Origin of the sequence: Paenibacillus sp. NPDC056722 (assembly GCF_042790635.1) — a bacterium.
Taxonomy (GTDB): domain Bacteria; phylum Bacillota; class Bacilli; order Paenibacillales; family Paenibacillaceae; genus Paenibacillus_AQ; species Paenibacillus_AQ agri.
Map to the genome: position 1 here is coordinate 267750 of NZ_JBHTYV010000003.1, position 22422 is coordinate 290171.

The window sequence follows — 22422 nt, forward strand, 5'->3', positions numbered from 1 at the left end:
GGTTACATTATTGTTGCATCCGTTTTCTATATTCTGAGGGCGAAAGGCCGATCATCCGCTTGAAACGCTTCGTGAAATGGGAGTAATCGGGATAGCCACAGCGTTGTCCAACCTCATAGGTCTTCAGCGAAGTGTCTGTCAGCAATGCTTTGGCGTGCTCCATGCGGACATTAGTCAGGTAGGCAATATAGGACATCCCTGTCTCTTCCATCAGCAGATGGTAAAAATAAGTCGTGGAAATATCCAGTGGCTCAAGCACCTTCTCCAGGCTCAACTCACTATCTGAGAAATGCTGCTTAATATAGTCCATCGCCTGCTGGGTGGCACTGCGTCTTCCCCAATTCCGCTTGTCCCGTGTCTCTGCCAGCTTGCGTTCCAGCCAGTCTCTGAACGATGACTCCAGTGTTGTGTACCCTGGTTCATCGTATGGGATCTCCCATGGGCTGATCAAGAGCCGATCCTCCAGCTGATTCTGGATCAATGAGGCTGCGTTCTCCAAAAGTGTGCGCCGTTCCTCATAAGAAAGTTCCTGATGCGCAAGTAGTTTAAGCAGATTTTCGGTTTCCTGGGAAAGAACCGGTGCATTCGCAGCCCAGAGTGCCGTGCTAATTCGTTCTGCAGCTGATATAACCGGTGCTAACAGCTGATTTTTTACCATCGCCTTCTGGCGGGTGTTGGCAAAGCGATCGAACAGTCGACCAACCAGCTCTACAACCAATTCCTCCTTCAGCGGCTTCAGCAGATAATCTACTACCCCATGGCGCAGGGCGGCCTGGGCATATTCAAACTCCCCATACCCTGACAAAATGATAATCTCACCATCGTAGCCATCCTGGCGCAATCGCTGGATCAGCTCGATTCCATCCATTATGGGCATGCTGATGTCTGTAATGATCAGATGAGGCTGTTGAAGCCGTATCAGCTCCAGGGCTTCAGCCCCATTAGCGGCTTCGCCCACAATTTGGTATTGAGAATGCGCCGAAGTAAGAATTTTATCCAAACTTTTTCTGCTCATGGATTCATCATCCACAAGAATAATTCTATACATCCTGTATGCCCCCTTGTTGTTCCTGCTCTAATTCCGCGATGTGTGTAGGCAACAATATATCGATACATGTCCCATCTGGGCCAGAAGTGGAAATGAACAGTCCATACGGTTCACCAAATAACAGCCGCAATCTGGTATGTACATTCAGCAAACCTATCCCTTTTTGCTTGTTCTCTGCTTCAAGCTCCAGTAATTCATCTCCGGATAGATCAAAGAGTCGATTATAGTTGTCCATGATAGCCGGAGGCATGCCACCGCCCCCATCTTCAATCGAAATTAAAGAGCCGGCTGCGACCTGCATCTCCGATATGCGAATGTAATTGGGAACGATTTTATATTTATCAAATCCATGCTTGAAGCAATTCTCAACAATCGGCTGCAGCATAGAGTTGATCGCTGAGGTCTGTGCTGCAGCTTTTTCAGAGACTTGAATAAAGTAGGAGAGACTCTCATAGCGTTCGGCCTGAATCGAGAGATAGGCAGACACATGCCCCAGCTCCAAGGCAAGCGTGACCGTTTCATTCGGGTTCCTTACGCTGTATCGAAACATATCACCGAGGGAAACGATCATCCGGCTAATCTTTCGGTTGCCCTCAACAATGGCACTGGCATTAATAAATTCCAGCGTATTGTAGAGAAAATGAGGATGGATCTGCGCCTGCATAGCTAGAAGAAGTGCTTCCTTCTGCTTCACCTCGAGCTCCTTCTCCCTCAACTTGGCCCGGTGCACCGTATCAATGAGCCTTTGAATTTCATCAACCATCTTATTGAAGCCCCTGTATAAGCTGCCTATTTCTGCAGTTCGGTTTTCTGGCGCTCTGACTCCCAGCTCGCCAAGCTGAGTTCGCTTCATCAGCCGCAAAAGTGTCAGCAGTGAATTGCTCAGCATGTACATCACCCCACTGACAATAATCATGATCAGCAGGAAGATCAGCAGCAATACAATGGTAGAAATTCTGCTAATCTGCAGTAGAGGCTCGTTCAATTCAGCAAGCGGTACCTCCGCGAACAGTGACATACCTGTGGTATTAGAATGAAAGAACATTACAAGCTTGTCCCCCGATTCACCAGGCATCGTCAGCGTCCCCTGACGCTTATCGCCCATAGCTTTGGCATAGTCAATAGACAGTCCCTCATTAGGATGACTGCCAGGCCGGTAAATCGCGCTCCCCTTGCTGTCTGCAATCCAGACGTACCCGGTTTTGCCAATCCGCACATTCCGGGCAATCTGGATCACCTCGTCCAGCTTCAAATCAATAATTAACAGCCCGCTGTTGGTACTGTAACTCGTGCTGTTGAATTTAAGCGCAATGGACAAAAAGGGCGGGCTCCATTCATCCTGTTCCAGCCCCATAACTTCAAAAACGCCGGTCTTCGTAATCTTGGCGTTATACTCCTTATATCTCCGCTCCGCAGATGTGAAGCTGGAAGACGATACCGCCCTCCCCTCCCCATTGACCAGAGAGATTCCCCGGATGCCTTCTCGGTTACTTGTTAGCGGATTCAAAAGCTCTCGCTCGATGCGATTGGAACGCAGAAAACGATCATAGGAACCGCTTACAGAATCATTTAAAAATTGCAATGTCAGATCATTAACCAGGATAGGATACATTTGATGCTCAATATCCTGAAAATACCTGTCCACATATCTATTCACCTGTTCAACCAGCTGATAGCTTGATTCAATGGTGTTTTGCCGAATGACCTTATGGCTTTTTTCGTACCAGAATTGACCTAGCAGCGGAAGCGGGAGGTACAAAATCAGCATTAACAATATTATTTTTTTCTGAAGAGAGAGGTTGGCGATTAATTTCATGATGTCATGCTCCTTCTAAACCAGGTAAACCAAGGAATCACTGCCAAGAGCCCTCCCATGATTCCCCTTCATCTATTTTCTAAGTATAATCTTTTTTACAGTAACGCAATGGTTTCTTCAAGAAGCAGTGAATAAATCCCCATGTTTGCGATGATTCTGACATATTTATTGTGCTGTTTTTCTCGCCAAGATCCGCGTTTAAACCATACTGCTTCAAGAGTATCTCTTGTCAAGCCTAGATAATATGTTACAATACTTTTTATAGTTAAACATTTACTTAGTAGTCAAAGTAAACAGCACGTGAAGTGTAATTCTAATGAGACAGGTGAAAAGAATGAATCCACAATCGGAATATGCAATTCTGCTTTACTATAAATTTGTAAAAGTGCCGGATGCAGAACAATTCGCCCAGGAGCATCTTGCTTATTGCAAAGAGCTGGACGTAAAAGGCCGGATTCTCATCTCCGAAGAGGGCATTAACGGAACACTATCCGGTACGATCGCCCAAACTGAGCAATACATGAAGGATTTGCGCGCGAACCCGCTGTTTAGCGATATCGTCTTCAAGATCGATGAGGCTGATGGTCATGCCTTCAAGAAGATCTTTGTACGTTATAAAAAAGAACTCGTGACCTTCCGTGTTGAGGAAGAACTGGACCCTAATGTGATCACCGGAGAGCACCTCGCGCCGAAGGACTTCCACGAAATGTTACAGCGCGACGATGTTATCGTTCTGGACGGTCGTACCGGTTACGAATATGACCTCGGTCATTTCCGTGGCGCGATCCGACCGGAGGTAGACAGCTTCAAGGAATTCCCGGACTGGATTCGCGAGAATATGAGCGATCTTAAAGATAAACCAATCTTGACCTACTGTACAGGTGGTATCCGCTGCGAGAAATTAAGCGGGTTTATGATGAATGAGGGCTTCCAGCAGGTGTACCAACTGGACGGCGGCATCGTATCCTATGGTAAAGACGAAGAAGTACAGGGCCGACTGTTCGACGGAAAATGCTATGTGTTTGATGAGCGGATTTCGGTACAAATCAATCATACCGATGAGGATATCGTTGTCGGACGCTGCCATCACTGCGGTAAGCCGGCTGACCGATTCATCAACTGTGCCAACGATGCTTGCCACCTGCAGCATATTTGCTGTGAGGACTGTGAAACAGAGCACAGTGGTCACTGCTCGGACGAATGCGCCGCAGTTACGAGTGCAGCACGCTAAATAAAGGTATAGACAAAGGCGGTGAGCTGACCGTGCAACCCAAAGAGGATTTGTCCACCCGCGAGACGATATTACATCTATTTAAAACCAATGATGAGCTGACAGCCAAAGAGCTGACAGATCGGCTCAGCATCACTTCCATGGCGGTGCGCCGCCATATTGATGCCCTGGAGCGCGACGGATTTATTGAAGCGCGAACCATCCGGCAGCCTATGGGTAGGCCAACTGCGACCTATCATTTGACAGAGCGCTCCAATGTGCTTTTTCCTAATAAATATCACACGGTAGCTCTGGATCTGCTCGATGAATTGGTGCAGGAGACTGGTGACGAAATGGTAGAACGGCTGTTTGAACGCCGGAAAGAAAAATTGTTCAAGCGTTATTCTTCTGTCATGGAGAACAAGAGCTTCCACGAGAAAGTCTCATTGCTGGCCGAACTACAGAATGACAATGGCTACATGGTGGAATGGAAGCAGATTGGTCAGGACGATTACGAACTGGTGGAATACAATTGTCCGATCTCCCAGATTGCCAATCAGTACAACCACGCCTGCCAGTGCGAGCTTCAGTTATTCGAGTCACTGCTTGAGGCAGAGATTTCCCGGCCGGATTGCTTAGCACAAGGCGGACGCAAATGTCTCTACAAGATTCAAAAACGGGCACAAGAATCATAAGTTAAATAAAAGGTGGCGCACAGGATATTCACTGTGCGCCACCTTTTTTTATGGACGAAGCGTCTATGAGCTCATCCGATTTATCCTGGCTACGCCGGAAGTCTGCGTCTCATTAAATTACGTCCAAATTGCCTATTTCCCTACCGCACCTCACGACATATTTTATAGTACATTAGAGAAAGCGGGTGAACGAGAATGCCCACGAATAGTAACGGGAATAGCTCCAAAAATTCCGGGGATGACGGTGTAGAGGCGAACGAGCTGAGCGCTGAAGATTATGCCATCATTGGAGCCGGACTTACTGCCTTGGGCGACTTCTTCGCCTTTTTGTCGCTTGTCAAAGCCAGGGAGATTACTAAGGAGACCGGAGGACAAAGCGATGTTCTCCCGCTGGCTATTATTAGATCTTATAAGAAGGCAGTAGCTAAACAAAAAGGCCGGCCGCGGAGAAGAAGATAAAATGACTCGTTCTCCTATTAGCTGGAGTGCATTATACCCGTGATGGAGTGACAACGGATGATTAAGCCACCTCCTTGTTCAAGAGCAAGCAACATTACATGTCCTTCTTAAGGGATATTTAGTATACGCCTCCGCCTTATATATGGGGAGTTCAAATTCCCCTTTTAAATAAATCGCAATTACGTTCGTCATGGACCATCCCCGGCCCGCTTCAGCCCAGTATGGTCTTACTGTTATCATCTGTTTGGTGTAGGGACAGTAGCGTTATTTAGGTAATAAAATTTAAGCATTTATGTGTGTACAAGCTGTGAGGGAATATGTATACAAATATTACTTGGGCTAGAAATATTATTAAGTGATTGCTGGGAATTCACCGTTCCAGCGTGTAACAACAACGAGACTAACTTCATTTATTAACAATTAGCAAATAGATTACGATAAACATCAGAATACAAAACATGAACATTAAAGAGCTTACTTTTATTACCTGTTTAAGTTTTACTAATTCTGCTTTTCCTTCGATCAATCGCAAGGAGGCAAGGGATAGTAATGGTATACCCGTTAAACCTACAAAGATAGGTACTATATGTAGTACACTTGATGAATCAATGCAATTGTGTTTTTCCAAGATAGTATTAAATCCCGCACCAATCATCGCAATTCCCAGCACTACCAAAGCAATACTCGCTATTTTATTTAACCTACTTGCATAATACGATAAGACTAATAAACAAATTCCACAACCAAAAGTAAATACTAGCTCACCCGTGTATGAAAAAGAATTATAAAAAGTTAGCAACTGAACACCTCAATTATTTATCTATTTTATATGAATTTATCACAGAACCATCTTATCTACATTTTATAAACTGATATTTATATTATCCCCCCATGCTTTACCCCTACCATTTCTGTTTATAAATATAGAATCGGGTCAAGTATAGGAATAGAAAGTAATCGGGGGGTGCTGCCATGCAGCAAAGCAAGTATTTTCGGACAAGCATGGCTATTATTGCTTTTTTGCTAATCTTGTATTTGGGCTCAAAGGTCTTCTTCTTGTTCGCACCGCTGATCTCCATTCTTAAACTGCTGCTCGTGCCCATGATGCTGTCCGGCTTCATGTTTTATTTGCTCCGGCCGCTGGTGAATTTCCTGGAGAAAAGAAAACTGAACCGTATGCTCTCCATCCTGCTGATTTATCTTGTCTTTATTGGCCTGTTCGTGCTGTTTTCGGTGCTCGTCTGGCCGACATTGCAGGAGCAGATTCAGACCTTCATCGACAACACACCACAGCTTGTGGATGGTCTGCAAGAGCAGTTCCAAGATTTGCAGCAGAATCCAGTGTGGTCCCGCTTTTTCACAGGAGATTCGGACTTGGCAACACGTCTGTCCTCTTATCTGAATGATGCGATCAACTGGGTATCGAATTCTGTCAGTAATCTTATCGGGGTCATCTCCAACATAGTCGTCATCATCGCCACGTTGCCCATTATTCTCTACTATATGCTCAAAGACGGACACAAGCTGGCGCCGATTCTATTACGTCTAGTTCCCCGAAGATTTCGCAAGTCCGGTCAAGAAATGCTACGCGAGATCGACGGTGCCCTCAGCAACTTTATCGTGACTCGCGTCCTGCTGAATGTCATTTTGGGGGTAATGCTGTACATAGGATTTCTGATTATCGGCCTGCCATACTCACTTCTGCTGGCTGTTATAGCGATTCCGCTCAATTTCATCCCCTATGTCGGGTCTCTGCTCTCGGCTGTGCCGGTCATCATCGTCGGTTTTATCGAATCGCCTACGATGGCGATCTGGGCAACGGTTGTGATTGTAATCGCCCAGCAGATTCAGGATAACCTGCTCTCACCAATTGTATATGGGAAGTCGCTGGATGTGCATCCGTTAACCACGGTACTGCTGGTGCTGATCGGCGGGGATTTTTACGGGATTATTGGTGTGCTGATTGCGCTCCCGGTATACATGATTCTCAAGATTATAGTACGGCGGCTATATGGAATTATTATTACGGAACGAACCGGCGACACTAACTCGGCCAAGGAACCACTGATCAAAGAAGAACAGATGTAAGAGTCTGTCCATTAAAAAATCGCTCCCGGCTGGATTGAAGGAACACCTGTCCTCTTCATCCGCTAGGAGCGATTCTATCGTTACATTTTGAGCCTGAGGTTAATTTCCCCTCAGCCCCGCAAGGAGCGCACTACAAAGATGTGATTGCCCTTCATTAGATTTTGACCATCCTCCAGCATCACGGAGCCTTTCGTATGTGACACAATAGTGGTATTGAGGGCAATCAGCTTATCGCCCTTCCAAACGGTCACCGCCGACTTGAAATAGACCGCATTATCGAACTGCTGTCGTTCCCGCATAACATACCCTACGGCATGAAGGACAGGGGGCAGTGCTCTCTCCTTGGGCGCCAAGGCTTTGATATATACAATATCCTGAAAAGGCACCGCAATCTCCTGATGGCCGATTACCGCAATCCGCAGGGAAGGGTCCCATTTGCGGAGAATGCCCTTCATGATCGTGTACGGCTTCTCGCCGCAATACATTATGACCGGTCTGCCCACCCAATGGCGCATGGCTCCACCCCCTTCACTGTGTCCGAATCCTTACAAATTCGGTATGGTCCAATCAATCCCCTGCAATTCGTGGGATTCCAGGAACCGGTTCGCCTGCGTGAACGGGCGGCTGCCCAAGAACCCGCGATGCGCCGACAGCGGACTCGGATGCGGTGACTGGATAACCAGATGCCGGTTCTTATCGATAAAGGCCCCCTTCTTCTGAGCATGACTCCCCCACAGAATAAAGACCATCGGTACGGTTCTCTCATTCAGTTTCTCCATAATAGCATCCGTGAAACGCTCCCAGCCCAGACCTTTATGCGAATTAGGTTGACTCTCACGGACAGTCAGCACCGCATTCAGCATCAGAACACCTTCCTCCGCCCAGTGCTTCAGGTAGCCATGGGTCGGAATTGGCATCCCAATATCCTCATGCAGCTCCGCATAGATATTACGCAGCGATGGCGGAATCCGTACGCCTGGCTTCACCGAGAAGCTAAGTCCATGGGCTTGTCCCTCTCCATGATAAGGATCCTGTCCAAGAATGACGACTCGTGTTCCTTCATAAGGTGTCAGCTTCAAAGCTGAGAATAGCTGATCCTTAGGCGGATAAACGGTTTGTGTCTTATACTCCCGCGCCAATGCGTAGCGCAGTTCATCGAAATACGGTTTTTCTACTTCCTCTTGTAATACTTTATCCCAATCGTTGCCGAACATGAGTTGTTCCTCCTGCTACCCTGTTTGATACATGGTTTACTCTGTATTAACCCTATTATAAGTCCGCGAACGTACTGACGATAGAAGAATCGTCATTTACGGCAAACGTCCCTTGCTACTTCCGGCCGTAATCCGCCTTAATCTCGCCCCATTCACGAGTCTGCCACTTCAGCAGCTTGTTGTCATAGGTGTTACTCTGCAGCCATTGCACCGCCCGATCAATCAGTTGCCAGATTTCTTCCGTGGAAGCATCGCGCGGCAAGGTTGTCGCTACCTTCTTCTGCTTCACCCATTTGATGGCATTAACAGAATCACTATAAACCGTTCGATTGCTACCTTCCTTCTTTAAGTAGGCAAGGGCATGCACTATCGCCAAAAATTCACCTAGATTGTTCGTTCCTTTTCGGATCGGACCACAGGAGAAGATAACATCACCAGTCTGGGTATCCACGCCCTTATATTCTACCGGACCGGGATTGCCTCTGGTACCGACATCCACCGAAATACTATCGTAGTCGATCTCCTCCGAAGTCTCCACAGCGGCGCTGCGTCGAAATGAATTACCTGGTTTAGGCTTTGCTCCGCCTGCTGTAGCGCCTGTACCCCAATTACCTTTCCAGCCCGCCTTATAGGCGGCGTCCGCAGCCGCTTTGGATTCATAGGATTTATATTTCGCTCCTGTATAATGATCTGTTTGGGCCTGACATTCCGCCCAGGTACCATAGACTCCAGGCTGCTTACCTTCCCATACTACATAAAATTTCTGCTTAGCCACTTTGATGAATCTCCTTTCAACGCCAAGAAGTTGCTCAAAGCCTTATTGTAATTCATTCGCTTCCTTAGTTGAAGCTATTTCTCTCAATCCAAAACAGTCAATGTAATATCCACGATTTGCTCCAGTCTGGAGGGATCTTGCCCCGTTTTGACCATCACTCGCAGTCCTACCAGCGCGTTATGCAGATAAGCTGCCAGGGCTGGGGCCTCCAACTGTCGGGAGATTTCCCCGCTGTCCTGCCCGCTTGACACCAGCTTTTCTAATAGCCGTTCGCTGGACAGAAAGCTATCCTGTACAAGGGAATCGGCCTCAGAATCATGCAGCGACAGTTCCACCGCCGTATTAACCATCAAGCAGCCTTTGGGCATCCCGGTGTCGTTCCGGAGCACCAACTCAAACAAGCTACGGATCGCCTGCTTCACTGTAGGCTGTGCCTCAGCCTGCTCCTTCATGCGCTCGGCAACGCTTCTTCCATACCGTTCCACAGCTTTCATATATAAGGAGTGTTTGTCTCCAAAAGTATCGTACATACTTCTCTTATGAATCCCCATCCCAGTCACTAAGTCCTGCATGGAGGTCTTCTCATAACCTTGCAGCCAAAAGAGATTCATCGCTTTTTCAAGAACGTCGTCAATCTCAAATTCTTTGCTACGAGCCATAATCATGCTCCTTTCTAAGACTATTTTAGCATTTGTAGAACGAACGGTAAATATTCATTACTTTCTAAGTACTCACAGTAGATGGGTGTTGTGTTATAAACTACTATCTCAATTCATCCACATTATGGTACATTATAAATTAAAAACCATTCAAATCAGGAGATGTACATGCTAAATTATACAAACACAACGGCTGAGATAGCCAGCAGCGGGACTGACACCGTAATTATACCCATAGGAGCTACCGAACAGTTCGGTCCTTTTCTTCCAATGCATTTGGATACGCTTATAGCAGATCTATACGCCGAGGCTTACGGTAAAGCATTGAATGCATACGTGTTACCTACACTGCCCTTCAACACATCAGAAGAACACGCCTACTATAAAGGGACCGTGACCGTTAGCCCCAATATTTTAACGGCAATGATAGAAGAAATAATAGTCAATTTGACAAGACAAAATTTCAATAAGTTTGTAGTTTGTACCGGGCATGGGGGTGCCTACTGGGAAGCGGCTTTTATTAAACATATTAATTATAAATACCCTCATATTCTTGTAATTGCCCCAAATCACAATACTCATAACGCTTGGGAAGAAGCTATACATACGGCCGGATTTCAAGATTTAAATGAGATGCACGGTGGCCTACTGTCTGTATGCACGGCGATGTGGCTCTGTCCTGATCTTGTTAAGAAAAGTTCTATGGGCTCGGATGTTCCTCAGAACAATCGTATTTATGCTGATTACATGGGTTGGGATAAACTTACGGAAGATGGCTGTTGGGGCAAATATGAAGAAGGAAGCTATACGGATGAGGAATTGAGCCAGCGGGGTCAGACATTCTGGGAAACGTTTATTCAGAAGAGATCCGAAGGGCTACAACAAGTTCTTGACGAGGCTTACCATAGAAAAATGTCTCCTTCATAACAAAAAGAGGGGTGCTTCACCCCTCTTTACTATTTTAGATGAACAGCTTATTTCCCAGCCTTTACAGCCAATTTAGTCAGCTTGCCATCCGCAGAAGAGACATATACAGCATTGTCTCCGTAGGTTGTCATCAGCGGATTATGACTGCCGCTGTTGAAGGAGAGAATCACATCCAGCGACGTAGGATTCAACAGGTACGTATTATCTTTCAGGTTCAGGCTTAGCTTCCCGTCACCCGTTTGGGCAATTACGGTATATTTGCTTTCTTCCTCTTCAAAAGTACGAGTCGCTGTATTTTTCTCCAAATCATACAGGGTCATCGTCCCGTTGGCAAATACGACATAACCGTTACCTGTCGATTGAGTAAGCGCACTGCCCGGAATACTACGCTCCCACAGCACGCTACCCTGCGAGTTAAATGCCTGAAGCTTATTCCCTGTTCCATTGACGTTGGTCCGGAGGACCACCGTACCGTCCTTCAATACCATCTGTCCAGGACTGCCGTCTCCGTATATATTGGAACCAGCCGGTACCTGATAGCTGTACAGCGACTTGAAAGACAAATCATAGACTTCCAGGCGCGGGTTCAGCTTGTCCAGCCAAATACCGGCACTATTCTTGACTAGTGGACTGGTGGACAGGATAATCCGGTCTTCCTGGGCGGTAAGCAAAGTCCCTGGTAGCTGTTGACGTTTGGACACTTTGCCACTGCCGTCGAATTGGGTGAGCGTGGTCTTAACGATCCCCTTGCTGTCCGGCGCACCAGGAGATGCTGCCAGAATAGAGCCGTCCTTCAGCAGAGAGATAGAAGATGGTCCGGTCAGAGATTGAACCCAGTTCAGCTTCCCAGAGCTGTTCACCGAGTACAACCGATAGGTCTTGTCCGAAAAAGCCTGATAGACATAGGCAGTGCCGTTGTTGTTAAAGACCGAGCTGCCGGCAGTTGTGTAAGGTCCTTTGGAATCATGAAATACATATTCCCAATTCTGCTTGCCGGTATCGGCATCCAGTGCTTTTAACGTATCGACGTACCACAGTTGCTTCGTCTTGCTGGTGGTATTCGGCACATTCTGTCCCATATGTACGTATACCTGCTTCTTCGCAGGAACAGCCTTAACGTCATAAATAACGGATTCTGCATCTTTCGGGACCAGAACCGAGGATGTGAACAGAGACGCTGAAGTCCAGCTTGGCTTCAGTCCGGCTTGAAGCGGCGCGCCGAAGGCTTGCGCGGTCAGGGTCAGGCTGAGTGCGCTGGTCAGCAGCACTGCGGCCCATTTACTGTATTGAGTTGTTTTCTTCACTGCAATTCCACCTTTGTTCTTTTATACTAAATTACTATCTAACCATTGTATAATAGGAAGAGTGTGGAAAAGGTCACAAAAGTGTATTCTTTTTCAGCAATAAAATGTAACCCAATTAAAAGAAACCTCTCCAAAAGGGAATCCCCTTTATGGAAAGGCTTCTTGTCGTACCGTTATCGATGATGTTCAGACGCTACTGGACAGCCGGATTATACTCGTCATAGGAGACCGAGACATGCTGCCAGCATAGCGGAAGGCCTGCAATAATCGCTTTGCGCTTGGCTTTCAGAATGATCTGTTCGATATCGGCAAAGCTACAACCCGTCAACCGCTGACAAGCGAGCTCAGCCAATCCTTCCTCTTGTCCGAATTCACCGATCAACAGCTTGATATATTGCTCTCTGCTCTCGTTATCGGGGAGAGAATAAGTCATTTTGGTGTCAAAGCGTCGCCAAATGGCGCGGTCCAACTCTTTTTCCAGATTGGTGGCTGCTACAAAGATACTATTATCTCCAAAGTCATCCAGACATTGCAGCAGCGTATTGACTGCCCGCGCCATCTCCTTAACTTCATCGCCGCTCTCCCGGGTCCTGGCAATGGCATCAAATTCATCAAGGAAGAGTACGCAAGGCGACTGCTTGGCATACTCGAAAATTTTGCGGATATTGCTTCCGGTCTCGCCCAAGTGGCTATGAATAAGCGCATCGAGCCGGACCAGAATGAGCGGAAGCTCCAACATTTTCGCGAGATGAAAGGCGGTCAACGTCTTCCCGGTACCTGGGGGACCGTACATCACAATCTTGTTCGGAATAGGAACACCATGTTCCTCGAAGGTCTCACGCATGCCGAGAATCGTAATAAACTCTTCAACGATCTTCTGGTTCACCGTAGGCAAGACGAGGTGGCGGACTTTTCTGGCACATTCCTTGGGCATATAGCAGGTAGCCATGTCTATTCCTTTGGCCCTCGGAAGCCGTCCAGCAGAACTACTTTTGTTCATTATATAAGAATACTCCTTTAGCTGATAAATTCATTAAGCCTATTGCCAGCCGAATTATTTCTCTGCGCACACCATGAAAACCGGGGTGGAACGGGTCAGGAGCTGCTCCCTCTCATCCATCACTAGGGACGACAGATTCTCCTTGCTGTACACCTTGGCGAAGCCTTCCTTCTCCAGCGTCCGCACATCCCATGCCGGCCGCCATTCCCGGGTCAGCGGCAGAAGTCTGCTAAGTCTATCGGACTCCTCCCAGTCTATGTGACGCGGCGGACTGCCCCAGCCTTTCGCTTCATAGTCGCGGTAATCGCCTTCACGCTTCTCTTTCATCTCGTCATCTACTAGATGACGGTTCCAGTTGGCATCGAAGACCAGGAGACGCCCACCCGGCTTCAGCACTCTTTTCCATTCCTTATACGCCGCCTCGGGATCAGCCAGACTCCATGTGACGTTCCGGCATACCAGAAGATCGAAGCTATCGTCACCAAAATCCAGTACATGCGAATCCATCTTCCGGAATGTAACCGTAACACCTTCCCGATCGGAATGACTGCGTGCTTGCTCCAGCATATTGTCTGTACAGTCAATCCCGGTAACGAGATGACCCGCGCTCGACAGGATCACGGAGAAGAATCCGGGACCACAGCCGATATCCAGCACTTTCAGGGTCTCTTTCTGCGGGGCATGCTCTAGAATAAGGTCCAGCCAGGCCTGTCTCTGAAAACCATTTAATTCCTGGCGAATGCCTTCACTGTATAGCTCGGCCTCGCCCTCCCAATAGGTCTTTACTTCTTGCTGTATACTCATGGATTTCTACTCCTTTGTGGCGGTTATCATGAAACGTTGTACGTTCTGAACTCCATATTTCAAATGATGGAGAGGTTGCCGACGGGCCGGAATGAAGTTGCGGCGAATGCGGATACTCTTGAATCCAGCAAGTTGGAGAGCCGTTTCATCCGCTTCTGGCCGGAGGACATTGACGAACGGCAGCCTCCCGAGCAACGCTGTATCACGACTGCTGCGACGCCGGACTCTTTTTTCCGTGAATAGAATCAACGTCCAGGATAAGGCATACCACAGCTTATGGAACAGAGAACGCTTCTCCTGATACAAATAATTCCCGTCAAAAACAATCAGCACTCCGCCCGGCTTCAGAATCCGATGCCATTCCGCATACGCCTTCTGCGGCTCCGGCAGAGTCCACACCACATCCCGGCAGACCACCGCGTCAAAACTGTTGTCGGCAATTCGCTCCAGATTAGCTGCATCCCCAACAAATGAAGGCACCTTGTAGCCAAAGCGGTCAAAATTAGCCGATGCCCGTTCAATCATCCCTGGCGAAGCATCCACTGCCGTCGGCTGGTGCCCCATCTGCGACAGCAGCAGGGAGAAGAAACCAGGGCCTGTACCCACATCGAGCACCCTCTGTTCCTGCCTGCCTTGTAACCCTTCTTCCAACAGCTCCTTCCAAATGGACACTGCTTTAGCACTGCGGAACTGGGCACGGATGACCTTGTCATAGCCCTCGGAGCTGACGGTCCAATACTTGGAAATCTCTTTAAGCATTGATTATTCACCCACGTCCAGCTGATTCCAGAAAACCGGAGTAAAGGTGGTATAGCCCAGCTTGAAGTTCTTCACTCTGTTATTGACGACAAAGATATCATCCGGGAAGTACACGGCGGCGAACATTGCTTCCTGGTACATCTTTTTGAAAATGTTATCGTAAGCAGACTGCCGCTCTTTTAGATCGGTCGTACCTACGGCTTTGTCAATCAGCGCCTCTAGCTTGGCATCGGACCAGACGACAGCAGGAGCATCCCCTGTCTTATGGAATAGCGACAAGAGGAAGGCATGCGGATTGTACGCATCGTCATAGGTACGATAGATGATCAGGTCATAATCTTTCGTTTTCCACAGCGTATCGTAATAGGCATTCGGCTCCAGCACCTGCAGCTTCACGTTAATGCCGATGTCCTTAAGTTCCGACTGAATCAGCTCCCCGATGGATTTCCATTCCGGAAATTCGGACTCCTGCAGCACAAAATTCAGTGTCAGCGGAACTCCTGCCTTATCCACGATCCCATCACCGTCAGTGTCGCTATACCCTGCTTTAGCTAACAACGCCTTGGCCTGCTCTGGCTCGAATCCGTACCAAGTGCTATTATCTTCTGTCACATAAGGAACGGTCTGCGGGAATAATCCTTTGGCTTCCTTGCCTATTCCTCCCATAAGATCTTGAACGATGCTCTTCTTGTTGATCGCCAAATTGATCGCTTGACGCACTTTCACATCCTGAAGGACAGGGTTGTTACCGTTGAAAGCGAGGAAATGGGAATTCGTCCCCGGTGCTTCTTGTACGCTCAGCGTAGAATCTTTTTGCAGGACGGGCAGACTCTCCACCGGGATTTTGCCCAGCTGGCCTCCAGCAAGATCAACGCTACCGTTCTGCAGCGCAAGCACTCTGGACTGTGGATCTGGAATCACCTTCAAAATAATCTTGGACAGCTTCGGCTTCTCCCCCCAGTAATAAGGGTTTCTGACGAGCACCGCCTCCTGATCGGTTTTATAACTCTCCGCCATCCATGCCCCGGTTCCAATCGCCTTAACAAAAGTTCCATTAGGATCGCCAGCAGGCTCGACAGCGGAAGGACTGATGATCCGGACCGGTCTTGCGAAAGACAACTCCGTCAGGAACGGATAGTAAGCTTTATTGAATGTCATTCTGATCGTCAGGTCATCCACAGCTTCAAGTGACTGCATCGCCGTTGCGATATTCAGGGAATTAGCCGGGTCCTTTATCCAGCGCTCAAAAGAGAACTTGACCGCCGCTGCATTCAGATCCGTACCGTCGGAGAACTTGACGCCCTTACGCAAATGGAAGGTATAGACCTTGCCATCCTCCGAGATCTCCCACGACTCCGCCAGTGCCGGCAAAATCTCGCCCTTCTCTCCGTATTCCACCAGCCCGTCATAGATCATGGCATGTACATTCATTGAGCCTTTATAGGCACCGGCGTCCAATTGATCAATACCGGGATCTGCAGCAATTGCCACGGTAATCGATTTGTTGTCATCACCGGTGTTGTTGGCAGGCTGTGTCACTGCATTTGCCGTAGTTCCATAGGCAGTGCTGCTACTATCCTTGTTAGTACCGCTGTGGCTGCTGCATCCGGCAATGACCAAGACTGCCGTTGTCACTGCAGCCAGAAATACTTTGCTCCATCGTACATCTTTTCTCTTTTCCATCTTGCTCATATGATTTGCTCCTCTTCTCTATTCAAAATAAAGCTACTTGTCTTAACCTAGGGTCCTGGATCGGTACCGACTCCAGCAAAGAGCGCGTATAAGGGTGAACCGCTTTTTGCAGGATGCATTCACTACGCTGCCATTCAACAATCTGCCCCTGGTGCATTACCGCCACATGGTCACAGAAACGGTCGACCAGTGACAAGTCGTGTGTAATGAACACATAGGATAGGCCCAGCTGTGATTTCAGATCCAGCAACAGATTCAGCATTTGTCTCCGCAAGGTCGCATCCAGACTGGAAAAGGGTTCGTCACAGATCAGCAGCTCCGGCCCAAGCACGATGGCTCTGGCAATTCCAATCCGCTGCTGCTCGCCGCCGCTCAGTTCATGCGGATATCTCCTTATATACTGGCTGGATAGGCCGACCCGCTCCAGACTCTCCAGCACCTTCTCCCTCCGCGCTTCAGCAGTTCCCACTCTATAATTTCTCAACGGTTCGCCGATAATCTGTTCGACGGTAAACAGCGGGTTGAAGGCCGACAGACTATTCTGGAAAATCATCTGCATTCTGTGCCGGACACTCCGCATCCGCTTTAGGCTGAGGCCCGTGATATCCTGCCTCCGATACATCACCTTCCCAGAGGTGGGCTTGTCCAGACCGAGTAGCAAACGGCCGAGCGTGCTTTTGCCAGAGCCGCTCTCTCCAACCAACCCGAGGGTCTCACCTTGTTCCAGACTTAATGACACATTATGTACAGCCTGCATCGCCCCGGCCTGCGTAGTGAACCAGCTCCGCTTTTTGCCGTAGGTTTTGCTAAGACTTACAGCCTCCAGCAGTTTCATTGCGCAGTCTCCTCCTCTCTATCTAGCAGTCAAATTCCAATTCGCAGAACGACATATAATGATTAAATACGGCGAGCTTTCTAAACCATTCCATATTAGTTGTTATCTGCTGTTTATAAGTTCTCGGGTATAGGGATGCCGGGGGTTCTCGAAAATATCGAATACATTCCCGAACTCCACAATCTGCCCCGATTTCATCACATAGACTTCATCTGCCAATTCGGCGACAACGCCCCAATCATGGGTAATCAAGAGAATTCCAATATCCTCCTCCACCCTGATCCGGTCCAGCTCCTTCAGAATTCCGGCCTGCACTCTTACATCAAGCGCCGTCGTTGGCTCGTCGGCAATAAGCAGGCGAGGCCGGGAGACTAACGCCAGCGCGATCATCACCCGCTGGCACATTCCACCGCTGATCTGAAACGCATACTGTGTCATCAGCGTATCCGGGTCTTGCAGGCCGACCCGGGTCAACTGAGCCCGGGCCAGCTCCTTCGCCTCGGCCCGGGACACCCGGCGGTGCAGCCTGATCGTCTCGATCATCTGCGCACCAATGGTCAGCACCGGGTTCAGGGCGTTCATGGGGTCCTGGAAGATGACTCCCACCTGACTTCCCCGGAGCGCCCGAAGCCTGCGCGGCGTACATTCCCGGAGATTGACGCCGCCGAGCCAAATCTCGCCCTGCTCCACCACGCCGGGCGGGTCGACCAGACCGAGAACCGACATGGCCGTGACGCTTTTGCCGCTGCCGCTTTCCCCAACCAGGGCAACAATCTGCCCGGGCTTCACCTCCAGGCTAACGCTATCAACCGCAGTAATGACCTTGCCCGGTGTATGGAACCGGGTAGTTAACTGCGCAACCCGCAGTATAGCGGACGTCTCTATCGTCAAATGTCATCCTCCTCTCCCTGACTCATTAATGCATTCGGCCATCTGCTCTGCGCAGCCCCTCGCCCAGCAGATTAAAGCCCACAACGACAAGCAAAATTACGAGGCCGGGAAAGAGCATCAAGCGTGGTGCGGTCTGAATATAGGTTCGGCTGTCATTCAGCATCACGCCCCATTCCGGTGCCGGTGGCTGAGCGCCAAGTCCGAGAAAGGACATTCCGGCCAGTGACAGAATGATCGTTCCTACCTCCATGGAGGCCAAGACAAGAATCGGACGGGCAACGTTCGTTAAAATATGCCGCACCATAATCTGTAGATGCGATGATCCTGCTGCTTTAGCCGCCATTATGAAATCGCGCTCCTTGATCTGCAGCACCATGCCACGGATAATCCGCGCATAACCTGTCCACCAGACGGCTGCAAAAGCAATCAGCAGGTTCACGGGGCCTGGCCCCAGCATCCCTGTCACCGCTAGCGCAAGAATAAGACTGGGAAAAGCCAGCAATACATCAATGATTCGCATAATCAGCTGATCCAGCTTTCCCCCGGCATAACCGGCGATCAGGCCAACAGGAATACTGATGGCGAATACGACACCTAATACTATCAGGGCATAATATAGAGAAGTACGCGTGCCATAGATCAGACGGGACAAGACACAGCGGCCCAAATGATCAGTGCCGAGCGGATACTCCCAAGAGGGCAAGCTCAGTCTGTGATCCATATGAATCTGCAGCGGATCGGATGGGGCCAGATAGGGAGCGAAGATTCCAATCACAATAAATATTAATACGATGCTGCCTCCAGCCATGGCTGCGCGACTTCCCTTGGGCAAGTGCAGAGTAATCATTTGCAGTTTCTCCTCTCTCCGGCTCTAGCGCAGCCTGATCCTCGGGTCCAGCAGCAGACAGCCTATATCCACAACCAGATTTACCAAAACGACGACAACCGCCATCAATAATACATAGCCCTGAATGACGATATAATCCTTGGCAAAAATCGCCTCAACAGCATATCGGCCGATGCCCGGCCAGGCGAATACAGTCTCCACAATCACCGAGCCACCTAGCAGCCCGCTAATCTGGACACCTAGCAGAGTAAGACTTGGCAACAGAGCGTTGCGGAAGGCATGCCTGCCAATCACAGACCATTCCCGCACACCCCTACCTCTGGCCGCTTTAATGTACAACTGGCCCAACGCTTCCAGCATACTTGCGCGGATTAGCCTAATGTAGACACCCGCCATGCCGAAGCCCAGCGCCAACGAGGGCAAGACCAGACTGGAGCCCCCTTCCATTCCCATCAACGGGAAGAGTCTCAGCTTAACCGCGCCATAGTATATCAGCAGCAGGCTAAGCCAGTAGCCCGGCATGGATACACTGAGCAGCGCGAACACCCGGCCCAAGCGGTCAATCAAGCGGTCCGGGTAGAGTGCCGAGAGGATACCTAACGGCACTGCGAGCAGTAAAGCGACGATGATCCCGCAGATCGCCAACAGCGCGGTAGCGGGAAAACGGCTCAGTATCTCCGTCAGAACAGGCCGGCCACTGCTATAAGACGACCCTAGATCCAGATGCAGCACACGGCTAAGCCAATGCCCATACTGTATGTATACCGGCCCGTCGAGGCCTAGTGTATGGCGGGTAACCTCGATCGCCGCTGCTGTAGGCTTGATGCCGTCCGCCCGCAGCATAATCTCTGCGGGATCGCCTGGCGTCAAGTGCATCAACGCAAAGGTAATGCAGGAGATGCCGAGCAGCACCGGAAGAATATGCAGAAGCCGCTGAAACAGATAGCGTATCAGTGTTGCTCACATCCCCTTGCTTTAATCGTAATGTTTACGATTATAACATAATCTTTTAAAATTAATAGTCTCAAAAATAAATATTTTGTCGAAATATGACGCGATTATAGCTCAAACATAGTGCAGACATAGTGTAACCATAGTAAAGAGGCTCCCCCAGCCGTTAACCGGAATCGGGGGAACCTCCTACTTCATAGCTATTAAATTAAAGGTCTGCCTTAAGATCAGTGCTTGCTTCGTTAAGCAACGAAGAAACAAAGCAATAAAACAACGAAGTAACAAAACAACGGACCCCAGAGCCTTTATTGCCTACGGATTTCACCATTCAGGAAGATAAAGGACTCCAGTGGCCTTATTAAAGAAATACTTGCTTAAAATCCACGGTTTAGGAGGAAATAGCGTCTCCTGAGTCCGTTCCATGTAACAGAAGCTGCTTTATGTGCAAATAACGACTATACGTTCCGTTAGTTCCCTTACGTGACTCATTCTTCTATCCTGATTGTTTTGACCAGGTCAGAAGGTTAGATTAACGAAGTTGTTATAATAACACTGTTATGGCCAAGTTATTTTGGCAGGCACTGATTATGACGTAAAGTCATAGTTGGGAGCAATGATCGTTCAGCGTTTAGCGTTAGCGTTTAGCGTTAGCGTTTAGCGTTAGCGTTTAGCGTTAGCGTTTAGCGTTAGCGTTTAGCGTTAGCGTTTAGCGTTAGCGTTCAGCGTTAGCGTTTAGCGTTAGCGTTTAGCGTTAGCGTTTAGCGTTAGCGTTTAGCGTTAGCGTTTAGCGTTAGCGTTTAGCGTTAGCGTTCAGTGCTTAGCACGGCACTTAGCACTTACCACTCAGCTCTTAGCACTAACAATCCAGGTTTTACGATTTACGATTCATAACATACAGAGGCTCCCGTATCGATTACGCTTCCGATATATTGTGTTACCTCCATATGAAGGGGATGTACCATATACGCATCAAGATCAGACATAGAATCGTATTGTGTTACAAACATCAGATCATAGGAAGATCGCTCGTGACGGATATTTATTTCCACTCTCAGGTCACGTAGAGTCTCGATCTGCCCCCTCATACTGAGCAAAACCTCTTTTGCCTTTACGATATTCTCGGGACTCCGGTCTTTCAACCGGATCATCATGTTATTCGTAATCATCTATACTCCTCCTTCTGCTTCTTTGGGTAATTCCAGCTTAATCAGGGTGGTGGCAGCTTCACGTCCATTAACCAAGAGCGTAATAAGATGCTCGCCCGGATAATGACGGCGGGTCGTCAGATCAGCCCACCGGTGCGTGCGAGTACCCGCCAGCCTAGTCCCGCCGGGGACAGTCTTGTCGGACAGGAGGAACAGCTTGCGGGAGGTCTTCCCGCTCGCTTTCACAAAGTCGATCCCATATTCGATGCGAATACGGACAGGCTCTCCTTCGCGGACCCGCAGCTCGTACGTCAGCTCGCTGCTGTCACCAATCCCTAGCGCTTCTGGTGCGGCCGTCAAGGAAGCGCAAACCACAAGTGGCGCCGAATCATCCGCTTCGGCGTAACCGAACAAGGCCATCACCCCAGGATCTGCTTTACGGATCAGGGAGCGGCAACCATGCCGCACGATCCAGTCCGTGTCAGGATGCTGACCCTTCCAGCGCTTCGCAATCTCCAGCACCAGCGCCGGGTGATCCTTCGCGATGTCGTTAAGATTGTTGGCGACACTTTTGCGAACATAGAGAGACGGATCGGCCTTTAGCTGCTCCAACACAGGCAGCACGGGTGCCGGGTCGCGCTTGAACATCGGAAGCGCCTGCCCCCATGGCAGTCTTGGCCGGCAACCCTCGCTGGATAGCCGCCGGACATGCTCGTTCTCATGCCTGGACCAGATCAGCATTTGCGCCATCATCCGCTCCGGCTCGCGCAGCAGAAACGGTCTTACCGCGAACTCTGCCGATGATTTTAACGTGAACCGCTCGAGCGCCTCCATGGACAACTCCCAGTGTTCCGGGGCCTGTCCATGCACTTCGACAAAGTCGGGAAAGATCAGATACGGGAACCCAACACAATCCTTGTCAATCTCATATAGAACCCGCAGTGCATCTTCATAACGCGAGGGTAGATATTCTCCTAGCGACTGCGTAATACGCCTCATGCGCCCCTTTAGCTCCAACTCCTCCCACGGCTCCGCCATTGCCGCAGCGAAGAAGCCCTCCGAGTCAAACGACGAATAGGCACGCTGTACTTTCCCGGCGAGGCTGTGCAAAAACTCCTTATTGTACATGGCTTTCAAAGGTTCGGCCATTCTTTTGCCCCCCATACAATTTATAACTTGTCTACACTCCGGCATGAACGCTTGATCCATCCATTATGCCCATTGGAGAAATTGTAGCATACGTAACTGGACAGCCTTATGTCAGGTTAACCACCCGAGCTACTGCAACAACGGGCGGGACCAT

General features: G+C 49.1%; 22 protein-coding genes. 5 read left to right on the plus strand and 17 right to left on the minus strand.

Annotation, left to right across the window (positions count from 1 at the left end; translation table 11 throughout):
* Positions 1-7: 7 nt before the first annotated feature.
* Together ACFRAM_RS09810 and ACFRAM_RS09815 are read right to left on the minus strand one after the other, a co-directional pair.
* Complete coding sequence (locus ACFRAM_RS09810) at positions 8-1048, minus strand: response regulator transcription factor (protein WP_379465709.1); 1041 nt, start codon at positions 1046-1048, stop codon at positions 8-10.
* Positions 1041-2864, minus strand: coding sequence for a cache domain-containing sensor histidine kinase (locus tag ACFRAM_RS09815; RefSeq protein ID WP_379465710.1), 1824 nt, complete (start codon positions 2862-2864; stop codon positions 1041-1043). The genes ACFRAM_RS09810 and ACFRAM_RS09815 overlap by 8 nt, the downstream gene beginning before the upstream one ends.
* A gap of 334 nt (positions 2865-3198) precedes the next feature.
* Between ACFRAM_RS09815 and trhO the strand changes: the two genes are divergently transcribed.
* From trhO to ACFRAM_RS09835, 4 genes are all read left to right on the plus strand, one after another.
* Positions 3199-4095, plus strand: a complete 897-nt coding sequence (gene trhO, locus ACFRAM_RS09820) for an oxygen-dependent tRNA uridine(34) hydroxylase TrhO (protein ID WP_379465711.1) — start codon at positions 3199-3201, stop codon at positions 4093-4095.
* A 32-nt stretch (positions 4096-4127) separates the two neighbouring features.
* Entirely contained in the window at positions 4128-4769 is a 642-nt protein-coding gene (locus ACFRAM_RS09825) for a helix-turn-helix transcriptional regulator (RefSeq protein WP_379465712.1), read from the plus strand.
* Positions 4770-4964: 195 nt separating this feature from the next.
* Complete coding sequence (locus ACFRAM_RS09830) at positions 4965-5228, plus strand: hypothetical protein (protein ID WP_379465713.1); 264 nt, start codon at positions 4965-4967, stop codon at positions 5226-5228.
* Positions 5229-6200: 972 nt separating this feature from the next.
* Positions 6201-7316, plus strand: a complete 1116-nt coding sequence (locus tag ACFRAM_RS09835) for an AI-2E family transporter (protein WP_379465714.1) — start codon at positions 6201-6203, stop codon at positions 7314-7316.
* 110 nt (positions 7317-7426) lie between these two features.
* Here ACFRAM_RS09835 and ACFRAM_RS09840 read toward each other — a convergent pair whose 3' ends face one another.
* The 4 genes from ACFRAM_RS09840 to ACFRAM_RS09855 form a co-directional block, all read right to left on the minus strand.
* Positions 7427-7831, minus strand: coding sequence for a hypothetical protein (locus tag ACFRAM_RS09840; protein ID WP_175372979.1), 405 nt, complete (start codon positions 7829-7831; stop codon positions 7427-7429).
* A gap of 30 nt (positions 7832-7861) precedes the next feature.
* Complete coding sequence (ung, locus tag ACFRAM_RS09845; protein WP_379465715.1) at positions 7862-8530, minus strand: uracil-DNA glycosylase; 669 nt, start codon at positions 8528-8530, stop codon at positions 7862-7864.
* Between the two features lie 115 nt (positions 8531-8645).
* On the minus strand, positions 8646-9305 hold the full coding sequence (rnhA, locus tag ACFRAM_RS09850; protein ID WP_379465716.1) for a ribonuclease H: 660 nt from the start codon (positions 9303-9305) through the stop codon (positions 8646-8648).
* An 83-nt stretch (positions 9306-9388) separates the two neighbouring features.
* Positions 9389-9964, minus strand: a complete 576-nt coding sequence (locus tag ACFRAM_RS09855) for a TetR/AcrR family transcriptional regulator (protein ID WP_379465717.1) — start codon at positions 9962-9964, stop codon at positions 9389-9391.
* A 168-nt stretch (positions 9965-10132) separates the two neighbouring features.
* Here ACFRAM_RS09855 and ACFRAM_RS09860 point away from each other — a divergent pair, with 168 nt between their 5' ends.
* The gene (locus ACFRAM_RS09860) at positions 10133-10891 is read left to right on the plus strand and encodes a creatininase family protein (RefSeq protein WP_379465718.1); all 759 of its coding nucleotides are present in this window, start codon (positions 10133-10135) and stop codon (positions 10889-10891) included.
* Positions 10892-10938: 47 nt separating this feature from the next.
* Here ACFRAM_RS09860 and ACFRAM_RS09865 read toward each other — a convergent pair whose 3' ends face one another.
* The 11 genes from ACFRAM_RS09865 to ACFRAM_RS09915 all read right to left on the minus strand — a co-directional run bounded on the left by ACFRAM_RS09865 (position 10939) and on the right by ACFRAM_RS09915 (position 22268).
* Positions 10939-12195, minus strand: a complete 1257-nt coding sequence (locus tag ACFRAM_RS09865; protein WP_379465719.1) for an outer membrane protein assembly factor BamB family protein — start codon at positions 12193-12195, stop codon at positions 10939-10941.
* A gap of 193 nt (positions 12196-12388) precedes the next feature.
* On the minus strand, positions 12389-13195 hold the full coding sequence (locus ACFRAM_RS09870) for an AAA family ATPase (protein ID WP_379465720.1): 807 nt from the start codon (positions 13193-13195) through the stop codon (positions 12389-12391).
* Positions 13196-13249: 54 nt separating this feature from the next.
* A complete protein-coding gene (locus tag ACFRAM_RS09875) occupies positions 13250-13999 on the minus strand; it encodes a class I SAM-dependent methyltransferase (protein ID WP_379465721.1) in 750 nt (249 codons plus the stop codon).
* Between the two features lie 6 nt (positions 14000-14005).
* Entirely contained in the window at positions 14006-14758 is a 753-nt protein-coding gene (locus ACFRAM_RS09880; RefSeq protein ID WP_379465722.1) for a class I SAM-dependent methyltransferase, read from the minus strand.
* A 3-nt stretch (positions 14759-14761) separates the two neighbouring features.
* Positions 14762-16450 (minus strand): nickel ABC transporter substrate-binding protein, encoded by a 1689-nt coding sequence (locus ACFRAM_RS09885; RefSeq protein ID WP_379465723.1) that lies wholly within the window; start codon positions 16448-16450, stop codon positions 14762-14764.
* Between the two features lie 22 nt (positions 16451-16472).
* Positions 16473-17285, minus strand: coding sequence for an ATP-binding cassette domain-containing protein (locus tag ACFRAM_RS09890; RefSeq protein WP_379465724.1), 813 nt, complete (start codon positions 17283-17285; stop codon positions 16473-16475).
* A 102-nt stretch (positions 17286-17387) separates the two neighbouring features.
* Complete coding sequence (locus ACFRAM_RS09895; protein ID WP_379465725.1) at positions 17388-18176, minus strand: ABC transporter ATP-binding protein; 789 nt, start codon at positions 18174-18176, stop codon at positions 17388-17390.
* A gap of 25 nt (positions 18177-18201) precedes the next feature.
* Complete coding sequence (gene nikC / locus ACFRAM_RS09900) at positions 18202-19023, minus strand: nickel transporter permease (protein WP_379465726.1); 822 nt, start codon at positions 19021-19023, stop codon at positions 18202-18204.
* Between the two features lie 24 nt (positions 19024-19047).
* Positions 19048-19977: a nickel ABC transporter permease gene (gene nikB, locus ACFRAM_RS09905; protein ID WP_379465938.1), complete on the minus strand. Its 930-nt coding sequence runs from the start codon at positions 19975-19977 to the stop codon at positions 19048-19050.
* An 875-nt stretch (positions 19978-20852) separates the two neighbouring features.
* Positions 20853-21140 (minus strand): Dabb family protein, encoded by a 288-nt coding sequence (locus tag ACFRAM_RS09910; RefSeq protein WP_379465727.1) that lies wholly within the window; start codon positions 21138-21140, stop codon positions 20853-20855.
* Complete coding sequence (locus ACFRAM_RS09915) at positions 21141-22268, minus strand: DNA alkylation repair protein (protein WP_379465728.1); 1128 nt, start codon at positions 22266-22268, stop codon at positions 21141-21143.
* Positions 22269-22422 lie beyond the last annotated feature (154 nt).

Excerpts from the sequence above, each read along its gene's own strand:
- ACFRAM_RS09810 (WP_379465709.1), bottom strand. The coding sequence starts at position 1,048 with ATGTATAGAATTATTCTTGTGGATGATGAATCCATGAGCAGAAAAAGT.
- ACFRAM_RS09815 (WP_379465710.1), bottom strand. The coding sequence starts at position 2,864 with ATGAAATTAATCGCCAACCTCTCTCTTCAGAAAAAAATAATATTGTTA.
- trhO (WP_379465711.1), top strand. The coding sequence starts at position 3,199 with ATGAATCCACAATCGGAATATGCAATTCTGCTTTACTATAAATTTGTA.
- ACFRAM_RS09830 (WP_379465713.1), top strand. The coding sequence starts at position 4,965 with ATGCCCACGAATAGTAACGGGAATAGCTCCAAAAATTCCGGGGATGAC.
- ACFRAM_RS09835 (WP_379465714.1), top strand. The coding sequence starts at position 6,201 with ATGCAGCAAAGCAAGTATTTTCGGACAAGCATGGCTATTATTGCTTTT.
- ACFRAM_RS09840 (WP_175372979.1), bottom strand. The coding sequence starts at position 7,831 with ATGCGCCATTGGGTGGGCAGACCGGTCATAATGTATTGCGGCGAGAAG.
- ung (WP_379465715.1), bottom strand. The coding sequence starts at position 8,530 with ATGTTCGGCAACGATTGGGATAAAGTATTACAAGAGGAAGTAGAAAAA.
- ACFRAM_RS09855 (WP_379465717.1), bottom strand. The coding sequence starts at position 9,964 with ATGGCTCGTAGCAAAGAATTTGAGATTGACGACGTTCTTGAAAAAGCG.
- ACFRAM_RS09860 (WP_379465718.1), top strand. The coding sequence starts at position 10,133 with ATGCTAAATTATACAAACACAACGGCTGAGATAGCCAGCAGCGGGACT.
- ACFRAM_RS09870 (WP_379465720.1), bottom strand. The coding sequence starts at position 13,195 with ATGAACAAAAGTAGTTCTGCTGGACGGCTTCCGAGGGCCAAAGGAATA.
- ACFRAM_RS09875 (WP_379465721.1), bottom strand. The coding sequence starts at position 13,999 with ATGAGTATACAGCAAGAAGTAAAGACCTATTGGGAGGGCGAGGCCGAG.
- ACFRAM_RS09880 (WP_379465722.1), bottom strand. The coding sequence starts at position 14,758 with ATGCTTAAAGAGATTTCCAAGTATTGGACCGTCAGCTCCGAGGGCTAT.
- ACFRAM_RS09885 (WP_379465723.1), bottom strand. The coding sequence starts at position 16,450 with ATGAGCAAGATGGAAAAGAGAAAAGATGTACGATGGAGCAAAGTATTT.
- ACFRAM_RS09890 (WP_379465724.1), bottom strand. The coding sequence starts at position 17,285 with ATGAAACTGCTGGAGGCTGTAAGTCTTAGCAAAACCTACGGCAAAAAG.
- nikC (WP_379465726.1), bottom strand. The coding sequence starts at position 19,023 with ATGATTACTCTGCACTTGCCCAAGGGAAGTCGCGCAGCCATGGCTGGA.
- ACFRAM_RS09910 (WP_379465727.1), bottom strand. The coding sequence starts at position 21,140 with ATGATTACGAATAACATGATGATCCGGTTGAAAGACCGGAGTCCCGAG.
- ACFRAM_RS09915 (WP_379465728.1), bottom strand. The coding sequence starts at position 22,268 with ATGGCCGAACCTTTGAAAGCCATGTACAATAAGGAGTTTTTGCACAGC.